At 66.0% G+C, this 11,961-nt stretch carries 9 protein-coding genes; 3 read left to right on the top strand and 6 right to left on the bottom strand.

All coding sequences use genetic code 11. The features are described 5' to 3' along the window. Positions 1 to 89: 89 nt before the first annotated feature. The 6 genes from N5C91_RS29280 to N5C91_RS29255 all read right to left on the bottom strand — a co-directional run bounded on the left by N5C91_RS29280 (position 90) and on the right by N5C91_RS29255 (position 9,091). Complete coding sequence (locus N5C91_RS29280) at positions 90 to 953, bottom strand: AraC family transcriptional regulator (RefSeq protein ID WP_279833873.1); 864 nt, start codon at positions 951 to 953, stop codon at positions 90 to 92. Between the two features lie 639 nt (positions 954 to 1,592). Continuing rightward, positions 1,593 to 2,654 (bottom strand): type VI secretion system protein TssA, encoded by a 1,062-nt coding sequence (gene tssA, locus N5C91_RS29275; RefSeq protein ID WP_236173526.1) that lies wholly within the window; start codon positions 2,652 to 2,654, stop codon positions 1,593 to 1,595. Further along, positions 2,651 to 6,472 carry a type VI secretion protein IcmF/TssM N-terminal domain-containing protein gene (locus tag N5C91_RS29270; RefSeq protein WP_279833871.1) on the bottom strand — a complete coding sequence of 1,274 codons (3,822 nt, stop codon included), beginning with the start codon at positions 6,470 to 6,472 and terminating at the stop codon, positions 2,651 to 2,653. The genes tssA and N5C91_RS29270 overlap by 4 nt, the downstream gene beginning before the upstream one ends. Continuing rightward, positions 6,469 to 7,239 (bottom strand): DotU/TssL family secretion system protein, encoded by a 771-nt coding sequence (locus tag N5C91_RS29265; RefSeq protein WP_279833870.1) that lies wholly within the window; start codon positions 7,237 to 7,239, stop codon positions 6,469 to 6,471. The genes N5C91_RS29270 and N5C91_RS29265 overlap by 4 nt, the downstream gene beginning before the upstream one ends. A gap of 13 nt (positions 7,240 to 7,252) precedes the next feature. Further along, positions 7,253 to 8,581, bottom strand: a complete 1,329-nt coding sequence (tssK, locus tag N5C91_RS29260; RefSeq protein ID WP_279833869.1) for a type VI secretion system baseplate subunit TssK — start codon at positions 8,579 to 8,581, stop codon at positions 7,253 to 7,255. A gap of 54 nt (positions 8,582 to 8,635) precedes the next feature. Continuing rightward, the gene (locus tag N5C91_RS29255) at positions 8,636 to 9,091 is read right to left on the bottom strand and encodes a type VI secretion protein (RefSeq protein ID WP_236173530.1); all 456 of its coding nucleotides are present in this window, start codon (positions 9,089 to 9,091) and stop codon (positions 8,636 to 8,638) included. Between the two features lie 225 nt (positions 9,092 to 9,316). Here N5C91_RS29255 and tssB point away from each other — a divergent pair, with 225 nt between their 5' ends. The 3 genes from tssB (at position 9,317) to N5C91_RS29240 (ending at position 11,960) form a co-directional block, all read left to right on the top strand. Next, entirely contained in the window at positions 9,317 to 9,883 is a 567-nt protein-coding gene (tssB, locus tag N5C91_RS29250; protein ID WP_279833865.1) for a type VI secretion system contractile sheath small subunit, read from the top strand. Positions 9,884 to 9,905: 22 nt separating this feature from the next. Further along, positions 9,906 to 11,393 (top strand): type VI secretion system contractile sheath large subunit, encoded by a 1,488-nt coding sequence (gene tssC, locus N5C91_RS29245; RefSeq protein ID WP_236200113.1) that lies wholly within the window; start codon positions 9,906 to 9,908, stop codon positions 11,391 to 11,393. A 69-nt stretch (positions 11,394 to 11,462) separates the two neighbouring features. Beyond that, a complete protein-coding gene (locus N5C91_RS29240) occupies positions 11,463 to 11,960 on the top strand; it encodes an Hcp family type VI secretion system effector (protein WP_205335423.1) in 498 nt (165 codons plus the stop codon). The last annotated feature ends 1 nt before the right edge of the window (position 11,961 follow it).

Genomic DNA, 11,961 nt, shown 5'->3' with positions numbered 1-11,961 from the left:
GTCGTTAGCCGACGCTTGTCACCAGCACGACCGGGCAGCAGAAAGTGCCGCCGTCGCGAATAGCGACGACGGCAAGGTGCGCGAGCGTTCTATTGCAGCGGGATGTAGATATCCGTCTGCCACTCTTCCAGCGGCGTCTCAGGAAAGGCGCTCAGGTAGTGGAAGAACAGCGGGTGGTCACGGAGTTCTTCGTTGCTGCCGGGCAGCCAGTCGCGATAGATCGGATAAATGCTCTCTCCGATGTGATCGGGTGAGCCGACGTGGCGAACGACCACACAGCGACCGCCGGGAATGACCAGTTCGCGGACGCCGTAATCATTTGGCGCCACGGCTTCGCCGATCTCGCCGCAGATGTCGAAGCGAAACTCTTGCGCTGGTGTTGTGTCGGGGTTGCCGTAGGGAATGCCGAAGGTGCGGCTCGCGTCTACGGGCGACTGCCCGCTGCCCATACGCCACTGGATGAACTGGCGCACGCTCTCGTCGAGCAGTGCGGGGGGCCCGCAGTGTTCAAGGGCGGCGACCCGGACTTCAGCGAAATCGACAATACGTACCTGCATGGTGATGCTCCTGGAAAAATGGGGAATGGCGAAAACCGCATGCCAGGTCTGCCAGTTCGGCTGCTGCCGGAAGGCACTGGGCGCCATGCCGAAGTCCCGTCGAAAGGCCCGGGCGAATGCCTCGGGACTTTCAAAGCCGGCGTCGAGCGAGGCATCCAGTACCGAATATTCCGCACTCGACGCCAGGCGATGAGCCGCGCTCCGCAGGCGCATCAGCTGCACATAACGCGCAACCGGCACGCCCACGTAGGCGGTGAATTGCCGATGGAAGTGAAACGCCGAGAAATGCGCCACCTCGCTCAGTGCGTTCACCGAAAGATCACCCTCGAGATGACCATCGATGTAAGCAAGCACGGCATCGAAGCGTTTGGCGTAGGCAGTCGGAATATCGGGCACCGAGTGGAAGCTCCTGGTTATGCGGTCGGCGACAGAATCACCCAATCCGCAGTGGGCGCACCTAGCCGGATTTGCTCAGGTTACACCTGTGGCGGTCTTCCTCCCCTGCCGGTGCCCATCATGGCGATGACGGCAGCCATAAAGGAAAACCAGCGGTGAAGGAATCGTCCGGCCAGAAACGCACTGACCTGGCGCCCAACAGACACATTCAGGTCGACAGTGTCCCCCTTCGTAGCGAGGCCTGTCAGCAGAGAACCGGAGCGCATTGAAGCGAGGCCGGCATATTCGGCTCAGGAAGCGCAGGGAGCCATGCAGCTGCGTGACGCTTCCGAGTTTGAACTCAGGCAACGTCCTCGAGCGCGGCGCGGGAAACCGCTACGGCATGGCCGACAACCTTCGTTACCTGAGCTACGGGGAGCTGTTCTTTGCGGCTTCGCCCATCTCGCCCGACACGACTGTCGCGCTTTGCTGGCGGCCTCGCTGCGGAACCTTCTGGCGGCCGGATCGCAGCCGCTTGAGGGTATGGGGTAATCCCGAGGGCGAGTCACCGGGGCGTGGCATCTCGACTGACAAACGATCTCGAAGCATCTCGTCGCGCTTTCATTCGCCAGGCTGCGTGCTCCCCCTGCCCCTCACGCCTCAGCGCAGCACGCCGAGCATGACCCACACCCGGCGCGCTTCCGCATCGGCGTTGACCAGTTCGTCGAGCAGGGCACTCAACGGCATGCCGCCCCACTCCACGGCACGGCGGATGACATAGGGCACCGGGCTGTGAGGTTCGGTGCGCGCAAGGAAGTCAGCGATGGCGGCGAGCTGGCGGTAGGCCTGCTCGCGGTCACGGAGCACATTCTCGGCATTCACCGGCTGCGCAGGCGCCGCGCTGGCTGCGGCATCGACGACTGGCTCGGGGTTCACTGGCGCTATGGTTTCCTGCTCTTGCGGTGCCATGTTGCGGAACCCCTGGAGGATGCTGACGATGCTTTGGATGGAGGACGCCAGAGGCTGCAGGCTCGGCGCTTCGTCTTGCAGTTGCCGCTCGCACCATGCCTGCAGCCGCTGCAGATGCAGCAGCGCCGACTGGAACTGCGCAAGCGTGGCGCCCCAACCTGCCCCTGTGCCACTGCGGATGGACTCATCCAGGCGCTTCTGCTCCAGCCGCGCGGCTTCGGCCAGGGCTTTGTCGGCCTTGTTCTCGCTGGCCAGCACCTGCTTGCGCTGCAAACCATTCCAGGCCGATAGAGTCAGCTCGGGCCACGCCGGTGACAACGGCAGGCGCGTTGCCAGAAGCTCGACATAGCGCCTGGAGACCCACACCAGCGGAGCCGCCTGCCAGGCCAGGTCACCATCCGCCGCCTGCGGATGGAGCCGCTCGGCGAACGACTCACCAAGGTCGGCCAGCAGCCGCAGCGCCGTCGCCAGCCCAGCGGCACCATCGAGGAGAATCCAGGCTTCGCCCAGATAAGCGGCGACCATCAGGTCCTTGCTGCGCAGAGCCAGCACGTCCTGCGCCAGTACCTCGACGGCCCGCCAGTCGGCACGCTTGGGTTCGGCCTGCCAGACCCCGGCAGGAAGACTGAGATCATCTTCCCGGCGCAGCTCTCGCAAGCGATCCAGCATCGGATCGTGGCGCATCGATGCGCCGCAGATTTCGTCACCGGGAAAGGCTTGCAGCAGGGCCTGGTAGGCCTCGTCCGTGATCATGGCGACTCCTGGGTGCCGGCGAAGGTGGCGATACCGACGCCACTGAACGGCGTGCGTGGCGCACGGACGGGGAGCGGCTGGATCGACAGCGGTTGCTTGGCGTCCTGCGTCATCAGTGACACGCGGACAAACAATCGGGCATCCGGCGCGCGACCGTTGGGCACTCGCACCGGCACCTGCAGCGCCAGCGGAAAATCGGTGTAGTCGGTACTGGGTTGGCGCTGCAGCGTGACGTGCGAGCGCAGCAGCCGCAGCAGCGCCCAGGGACCATCGTATTCCCAGCCCGCTTCGAGGTCGGCCACGGCCATGCTCGACTGCTGTGGATCGATGTCCGGTCGCTGCGGGCTGTCCTTGGCCCAACGCAGCATGAGTTTCACCGGTTCCCCGACGCTCCAGTGCAGGCGCTGGCCGTCGGTGCCGGGGAAACTCAGTTGGCGGTCTGCGGCATACAGGTTCCAGACGATGACCTGGTCCGCGCCACGCTCCGCTTCACGGTCGGTGCGCCAGCGCACATCCAGGTCAACGCCTTGCGCGCCACCCTTGTCCCGCACGAACAGCGGGCCGAGCCAGGCTTTCGCCAGTTGCAGGCGGGCGAGGAAGTCCGCCGCCGCCACCCGGTCCGCCGACTGGCTCACCTGCAGGCCGGCCTGCGCCCGCTGCAGGTGCTGGTCGAGCAGTTCGACAAAATGCTGCACCCGCGCGGGGTCGGCATCCTCGGCCTGCAGGCTGTAGGCGAAGGGGAAGCGATTGGCCAGGTACTGGTCGAAGTAGTCGGCAATGGCCGCCCAGGCCGCCGCAGCATCCTTCTGCTGCAGTTCCAGGCAGCGCTGCTGCGCCTGATCATGCAGGCTGCGGGTAAAGCGTGCGAGATCGCCCTGGCCGAGTACCAGCGTCGAGGTCTTCAGAATGCCGGCGCAGGAGCTCGCATCCATCTCGATGAAATCGCGGCTGAGCAACTGGTCGAGCAACATCGGCGAGCTGGTCGGGTTCTGGGCCTTGTACTTGGTCAGCTCGTCATTCAGGTCGGAGAAGCGTCGCACCTTGTCCTGGTCGGCGAACCCCAGGTTGCTCCGGCCGCGCAGCCAGGCCAGCGCCGGGGCATGGGTTTCGCTCTGGGCGAGCATGGTCTCGAACTGCTGGTTCAGGGTGCGCTTGAGATCCTGGGTATCTGCCGAGCGATACAATTGCAGGCCGAAGTTACGCGAGCCATCCCAGGCGGAGACCTCGTTGCGCACGCGGAACAGCGGCAGCGCATTGATCGTGGCCAGTGCCTGGTCGACATCGGCCAGGGCGCTGCGCGTCAGGTGCGCATCCAGCGCGCTGGCCAGGTCCTTGCGCTGCAAGGCGTCAAAGGCCTCGCGCAGTTGCTCTGCCGGCGCCAGCGGCACGTCGAATGCGCTCGCGGAAGACGCCACGCTCGGCGCCGCCGACTCGGTGAGGCTGGCCCACATGGCGCTCGCGGCCGCCGCGGCGGCACTCTCGGCGAGGGCATCACGGTACTCCGCGGGTACTCTCGCCTGCTCCTGCTCGCGGTACTTGCGGTAACTGTCGTAGTAGGCCAGTGCCGTGTTGAGCGCGTGGGCGTCCAGGGAGCCCAGCCCGCGCGGGTCGCTGACCGAGTCCTGCTGGCGCAGTGCGGTGCCGGCGAAGTCCTGGCGCAACAGCGAGTCGATTGCACTGCCCAGCGCCACCACGTGGTCCTGCAGCATCAGCGTGCCGCCAGGCTGCAATTGCAGCAGGTTGTCCCGCGAACCAGCGGCGGCGATCCACTGATCATGGAAGGCGCGCTGCAGTTTGTTCGCCTGGCTCACCACGGCAGATTCGACCGCCGGGCCGAGCAGGTAGCTCTGCCGCGCGTCATCGAGCAGAGCGCGGTAGCCCGGCACGATTTCCTGGGCGTTGCCGTGGCTCCAGGCAGCGTTGGTCAGCTCGACCATGTTGCGCAGGGCATCGACCAGGGCGCCGGTTTCCTCCAGTTCCTCCAGGCGATTGCCCTGGCGTGCCTTGAGTTCGTTGAGATGCAGACGCAGGAAACCCGCCGGGCGAACGAAGTTGTCGGCGAGGAAGAACTGGTCCAGCCACAACCCCATCAACTCACGGAAGTTGCGTGCCAGCGGGCCGTCCTTTGGCCCCGGGTCCACAGCCACCGGCGCGCCGGGAATGCCTTCGCCGAGAACCGCTTCCAGATAGCCGGCATCGCGCAGGCCGGCCGGATCCAGGCTCAACCCGTAAGCCTCGCTGCCGAGTTTGGCGAGGCTCTCCAGGGCATTTTTTGCGGTGCCCGCGCGCAACTCGGTGTACCAGCGATTGCGCTGTTCGAATGCCAGTACGCCGGTGGCCAGGTCGCGGGCAGCAACGAAATTGGGCCATTGCTCGGGGCTGTCACTCTGCACATTGGCGCGGCGCTCGGTGCTGCGGATCGCCTTCAGCCGCGCCAGGTCGGCCACCTGCGACTGCTGCAGGGGTAGCAGCACTTCGCGCCGCGCCAGGTCGCGGAGCAAGGCATCCATTCGGCTGTCGAAATCGGAGAACCAGGAGCTGGGGTATACCAGGGAAGAGAAATGCCAGCGCGAGGAACCCTGCAGCAGCGACCAGTAGGCCTGCAGGCGACGGCGTGCCATGTCGCTCGACGGCTCGCCGCCTTGCGCAGTATCGCCGTGCTCACGCTGCATCGCCTGGATGCGCTGCCCGAGCACTTGCGCTTCCTTCGAGTCGACGTGCCAGACCCAGAGCATGCCCAGCAACCAGACCACGCCAACCACGCCGGCCACCGCGCCCATGACGCGCTGCGAGCGCTGTCGCAAGCGCAGGATGCGCGATACGGCCTGGGCCAGCCCACGCTCGGCGAGCAGGCGCGATTGCCAGAGCCCACGGGTGAAAACCTGTTGTGCCGGGGCCGCTTCGAGTGCGGAAATGCTCCATGGGTCGCTATCGGCATTTCGACAAGCGCCACTGAAATACAGGCCGCGCAGCCGCGGCGCTTCGCCCAGGGCGTTGCCCTGGAAAACCGGCCCCAGCCGTTGGCGCAATCCATCACGCAAGCTCGCCAGCGCGATGGGGAAACGATACAGGGCGTCACTCAGTTGTCCCTTGAGCACACCCGCTTCGAGGATCGACGCCTGCAACGCCTGCAGCACCTGCTCGAAGCCGCGTTCGAGGTGATCGTCCTGCCACGCGGCGTCGATCTGTACGGCAGACGACCAGCCCAGCGGCCGTTCGCGGGCGTCCTCCGGCAATTGCGCGCGCAGTTCGGCAAACCCTTCCAGCTCTTCCAGACCGGTGACCACCACGTACACCGGCAGACTCAGCCCAAGGCGCTGCAGCAGGTCGTTGAATCGACGGCGCAGTTGCAGGTTTTCCTGGGCCAGGCTGGCAGGGTCGAGCAGCCGCTGCACGGGCAGCACCCACACCACGCCATCCAGCGGGCGTCGCGGGCGCAGCCGCAACAACAGGCTGAGCAGGCGGCGCCAGGCCCGTGGCGAGGTGGCCGCCCCCTCCTCCGCGAGGAACAGCGACGGTGGCACCGCCAGCACGGCGCCGTCCTGGTCGGCCCACCAGCGGCCGAACCACGCCGGGCGCCCCGCGGCGGTCAGCCCCCAGTCGAGGCCGAAGCGTTCGCCCAGTAACGGATCACCCAGCAGCAGGAACCACGGCACTTCGTAGCGATCGACGACATCCTGGTCCTGCTCCATCTGCCGGACGGTCAGGTAGAACGCGCGCACCGCCTCGCCACCCTTGCTACGCCACCAGAGGAAGAGTCCAACTGCGAGCAGCGCCAGCAGGAGCAGTACCAGCGCAAGAACCAGCCAGCCGCTCACACGCTGTGCCTCGGCAGGAAGCCGGCGCTGGCGAGGTCCAGCACGGGCGCCAGCGCCCCCTGTACGTCGCTCCACAACCAGTGCCCGATCAGCACCAGCAGCAGCAAGCCGGCGGCGATTGCCAGCAACAGCCGAAAACCGTCGGGCAAGGCGCGTCGCAGGGGCAGGTGGATCGCTGCCGCGCTCGTCGGCCGAGCCAGCGTTTCCAGCAGGCCCTGGTTGTCGGCATCACGCTGCCAGGCATGGGCGAACAGAGCCTGCCGCCATTTCTCGTGCAGCGCCTCGCCCTTCGGCCCCCGCAGGCGCCCATGGAACCCCAGCAGCAGGCACTGCAGGTAGACGTTGGCCAGGTCGCGAGTCCCCGGAGCGCGGGTATCCAGCAATCGATGGATCGCCTGCGGCACCCGTTCTCCGGCATTGCGCGAGGCGTACAGGCGCGCCTCCAGCGGGTGCTCCTGCCACAGCGGCTGCCCGGCCCAGGGCTCGAACAGCAGGTTCTCGTCGAGCAGCGCAACGAACGCATAGACCATCGCCTTGACCTGCTCGCCCGCGGCGTCCCCTACCTGGGCGAAGGCGCTACGCCACAAGCGACGAACCACGACCTGGGCCTCGTCCGCGACCTTCTCGCTGATCGCCTGTTCATCTCCGGAAGACTCCCGCAGCGCTTCCCAGTGCTGCCGCCACTCCACCCAGGCGAGCTGGAAGGCACGGCTCAAGGGGGCCTCGCCGAACGTCGCGGGATAAATCGCCGAACTCCCTTCGGACATCTCGCTTCCTGCCTCAGGCGCCGCCGGCGCCGTCCACGATGAACAGGACCACCTGCCAGGGGCCAGTGCCGACCGACTGCAGTGGCGCTCTCAGACACAGCCGCTGGGCTGGATCGAACCAGTCCCCGTCGGCGTGCACGACGAACAGATGGGTGTCCTCGCCGACGCTGTAACCGATCTGCTCGGCGCGGCTCATCGGCTGGTGCTCCAGGCCGGACATGCGCTGTCGGCCCAGGGTCGCCAGGCTGCCTTCAGAACCGACGATGCAGCCGGACAGCCACTCCTGCGCGTGCCCTTCACCGTATCCGGGCGGCATGCGCAAGCCGATGACCAGGCGCTGGCTGAACGCTTGCAGGTCCGGCAGGAGCAGCATGAAGTCATTGCCATGACGCTCGAAGGGAAGACTGCGGTAGCCCGCGCGCACCCGCGCCAGGGTGACGTCCAGCCACTCGATCAGCGGCGCAAAGGTGCGCAGCAATTCGTTGAAGTCGAACGCGGGAAATGCTGGCACGCCGCCCAGCGGGTCGAGCGCACTCCAGCTGCCCGCCATGCCGCACAGCAGGCCGTGCAGGTGCGCCGGGCTCGCGCTGCCGCTGTAGAGGGCGGCTTCCAGCTCGGGCAGGCGCGCCCACAGTGCCGCCAACTGGCGGCGAATCTCCTGGCTGTCGTCGTTGTTCTCCGCCTGCTGCGCCTGACGCAGGCGGCCAGCGAGAAACACGCACTTCTCCCGAGCCCTCGCACACAGCGACACCAGTGCTTGCCCGAGCACGGAGCTGGGCGCGATCCGTGGTGTCGGCGCCACGTAGGGCTGGCAGACGAAGCCCCCCGCCTGCTTGCCCACGCGCAACAGCGGCAAACACACCGAGTCGGTCCGCTGCGCCTCGGTCACCAGGCGCAACGCCGGGCGCCAGACCACGATGGACTCGGGGTTCTCGCCACTGGCCAGGTCCGGCACCGCCAGGGCATTGGCCGACTGCAGGCGTCCGCGCAGTGGCAGCACCTGGCCGGCGCGGCCCAACGGGGTAACGGCGAGGAACAGCATGACGCTGGCATCGGCCGCCTCGGCGACGGCTGCCTGCACATCGAAGGCCAGGGTTTCGCCGGCCGCCAGGCTGACCGGCAGGCCGTCGGGGAGGATCGCCTCGAGGGCGAGCAGGCGAACGACCCCGCCGCTCAATGCCGAGGGGTCCAGCTCCAGATGTTCCAGGCCCCAGAACCAGGGGTTGGCAGCATGGGCCAGGCGCGCGGCGAGGACTTCCCCGCGCAACCCCTGGAGCTGAAAATGCTGGGGAAGCAGTTGCATCCCTTCGTGCCAGCACACCGCGTCAGGCAGAACTTTCACACTACTCCCCCTACGACGATCCAGGTTGTCACGGGTCCGCCCGCAGGCGTTGGCTCAGTGCGCGTCGGCACGGAGCAGGCGCATCTCCCGGCTGTCGAAGCGCAACCAGATATCCGGCTGCTGCTCCAGTCGCATGCGATGGGCGCCGGGAGTGTTATAGCCAGCAAAGACCAAAAGTCCAGCCGCCGACTTGCCCGCCAGCGGGAAATCCCTGGCCTCCATGAACTGCCCGGGCACCAGTTCCAGGCTCCACACGCTCAATTGCTGCTGGTAGTCGCGGCGATACTGTTCGCGATCGCTGAACCACTGTTTGGCGGTCATCGAGGACAGCAGCTTGAGCAGGTCGGCGTCGCTTACCGCGATGAAGTCCACTGCAATCGGCGCATCGCCATTGGCCTTGCTCGCCACGTCCAGGGTCAGGCGGTCCACTTCGACCTTCGGGCCCAGCCAGGAACAACCACCCAGAACCACCATCAGCACAACACACAGGCAGGCTTTCGTCGACTTCATGAAACATCCTTGTGAAATGACTGTCGGAAAAATTTTTCCGGTTTGCGTTTTTATAAACCTGATCTAGCGTGCTTGGGTAGCTCGTCGACTGACGAGCGCCAGATGGGATCGCCAAGGACAGGCCCGATTCATCCCCTTGCCTGTCGTGTGCGATTCAGCGAAGGAGCGCGACGATAGCGACCCCGCTGCGGCGTGCCCGTTTCATTTGCAGCGGAGTCCGCCAGCATGGCAGAGAGCACACAGCACAAGCTCGACCGGGTACGTCCTCCCCGGGTCCAGATCACCTACGACGTCGAGATCGGCAACGCCATCGAGAAGAAGGAATTGCCACTGGTCGTCGGCATCCTCGCCGACCTCTCCGGCAAGCCGGCCAACCCGCTGCCCAAGCTCGGCGAACGCCGCTTCACCGAAGTCGACCGCGACAACTTCAACGCCGTGCTCGCCTCCACCGCCCCCCGTGCGGCGCTGCAGGTGGACAACACCCTGAGCAACGACGGCAGCCGCCTCAACGTAGAGCTCAACTTCAAGCACATCGACGATTTCGACCCGGTCAGCATCGTCAACCAGGTCGTCCCGCTGCGCCGTCTGTTCGAAGCCCGCCAGCGCCTGCGCGACCTGCTCACCAAGCTCGACGGCAACGACGAACTCGATCAGTTGCTGCAGGACGTGGTGAGCAACACCGAAGGCCTGCAGGAAATCCGCGCCACCCACCCGGTGACCGCCGACGCCGGTGCCGCCAACGACGCCAGCGACGCCGCCGACGACGAAGCACCTGCCGACCCGCAAGCCTGACCCCGCCCAGGAGAGCAACGCAATGGCCAACACCAGCTCCGCTGCGGCGCAAGGCGCCGAAGGCAGCACCCAGACACTCGACCTGCTCGACCGCATCATCGCCGAGGGCCGCATGGCCCATGACGACAGCCAGCAGGAATACGCCCGCGACATGCTCGCGGAGTTCGCCACCCAGGTCCTCGACGAAGGCATGACCGTCAGCAAGGACACCGTGGCGATGATCAACGACCGCATCAGCCGTATCGACGAGCTGATCAGCGCGCAGCTCAACGAAATTCTCCACCATCCCGAACTGCAGAAGCTCGAGGCGTCCTGGCGCGGCCTGCACCAACTGGTGCAGAACACCGAGACGGGCACGCGACTGAAGCTGCGCCTGCTCAACGTCAGCCAGCAGGAGCTGCAGAACGACCTGGAGAAGGCCGTCGAATTCGACCAGAGCACACTGTTCAAGAAAATCTACGAAGAGGAATACGGCACCTTCGGCGGCCATCCCTTCAGCCTGTTGCTGGGTGACTATGACTTTGGCCGCCACCCGCAGGATATCGCCCTGCTGGAGAAGCTCTCCAACGTCGCCGCCGCAGCACACGCCCCGTTCATCGCCGCCGCCAGTCCGCGCCTGTTCGACATGGGCAGCTTCACCGAACTGGCCGTGCCGCGCGACCTGAGCAAGGTGTTCGAGAGCCTGGAGCTGATCAAGTGGCGCTCGTTCCGCGAGAGCGAGGATTCGCGCTACGTCACCCTGGCGCTGCCGCGCTTCCTCCTGCGCCTGCCGTATGGCCCGGATACCCAGCCGGTGGAAGGCATGAACTTCGTCGAGAAAGTCGACGGCACCGACCACTCCAAATACCTCTGGGGCAATGCCGCCTGGGTACTCGCGCAACGCATCACCGAGGCCTTTGCCAAGTACGGCTGGTGTGCCGCCATACGCGGGGCCGAAGGCGGTGGCGCGGTGGAGGGGCTGCCCGCGCATACCTTCCGCACCCACGCCGGCGACCTGTCGCTCAAGTGCCCGACCGAGGTTGCGATCACCGACCGTCGCGAGAAGGAACTCAACGACCTGGGCTTCATCGCCCTGTGCCACAAGAAGAACACCGACCTCGCAGTGTTCTTCGGCGGCCAGACCACCAACAAGCCCAAGGTCTACAACACCAACGAGGCCAACGCCAACGCGCGCCTCTCGGCCATGCTGCCGTACGTGCTGGCGGCCTCGCGCTTCGCGCACTACCTGAAGGTGATCATGCGCGACAAGGTGGGCAGCTTCATGAGCCGCGACAACGTGCAGACCTACCTCAACAACTGGATCGCCGACTACGTGCTGATCAACGACAACGCGCCACAGGAAATCAAGGCGCAGTACCCGCTGCGCGAAGCCCGCGTGGACGTCACCGAGGTGGCCGGCAAGCCCGGCGTGTATCGCGCCACCGTGTTCCTGCGGCCGCACTTCCAGCTCGAGGAACTCACCGCGTCGATCCGCCTGGTGGCCAACCTGCCGCCACCGGTGGCTGCCTGAGTCACGGGGCCGGCCGCCTGGCCGGCCCCTCGCCTACCCCATTTTCCCTAAGCAGCGGAGTTCCACCCCATGGATGCGATCATTCTCGACTTCGGCGACGACATCAAAGGCGATTGCCTGCTGACCGGCTACGAAAACAAGATCGAGGTCATGTCCTACAGCCACAACGTGGCCATGCAGGTGACCAACGATGTCAGCAACTCGGAGCGCACCTCCGGCAAGCCCCACGTTGGCGAGTTCACCCTGACCAAGTTCGTCGACACCTCCACGCCCACGCTCAACGAGTACTGCTGCGCGGGCAAACCCATCGCCACCACGACCGTCACCATCGGCCGCAACGCCGCCGAGGGCGACGGCAAGATCATGCCGTTCATCGTCTACACCCTGAGCAATGTCGTGCTCTCCAACGTCAGCGTCAGTGGCGGCGCGGGCGGCAAGCCGGTGGAAACCCTGTCGCTGAACTTCACCAAGATCAAGTGGGAGCTCACCGCGCAGAAGGATGATGGCAGCAAGGAAGGCACCGCCGCGTCCACCTGGGACATGGCTGCCAACAAGCTCGCCAGCTGAT

Origin of the sequence: Pseudomonas sp. GD03903, assembly GCF_029840045.1 — a bacterium.
Lineage (GTDB): Bacteria > Pseudomonadota > Gammaproteobacteria > Pseudomonadales > Pseudomonadaceae > Pseudomonas > Pseudomonas pseudonitroreducens.
Note: the sequence above shows the minus strand (reverse complement) of the source record. Positions and strands in the feature narration are given on the sequence as shown.

What these genes read in the sequence shown, in the direction of transcription:
- tssB (WP_279833865.1), top strand. Translation starts at nt 9,317, where the DNA reads ATGGCAGAGAGCACACAGCACAAGCTCGACCGGGTACGTCCTCCCCGG.
- N5C91_RS29240 (WP_205335423.1), top strand. Translation starts at nt 11,463, where the DNA reads ATGGATGCGATCATTCTCGACTTCGGCGACGACATCAAAGGCGATTGC.
- tssC (WP_236200113.1), top strand. Translation starts at nt 9,906, where the DNA reads ATGGCCAACACCAGCTCCGCTGCGGCGCAAGGCGCCGAAGGCAGCACC.
- tssA (WP_236173526.1), bottom strand. Translation starts at nt 2,654, where the DNA reads ATGATCACGGACGAGGCCTACCAGGCCCTGCTGCAAGCCTTTCCCGGT.
- N5C91_RS29265 (WP_279833870.1), bottom strand. Translation starts at nt 7,239, where the DNA reads ATGTCCGAAGGGAGTTCGGCGATTTATCCCGCGACGTTCGGCGAGGCC.
- N5C91_RS29255 (WP_236173530.1), bottom strand. Translation starts at nt 9,091, where the DNA reads ATGAAGTCGACGAAAGCCTGCCTGTGTGTTGTGCTGATGGTGGTTCTG.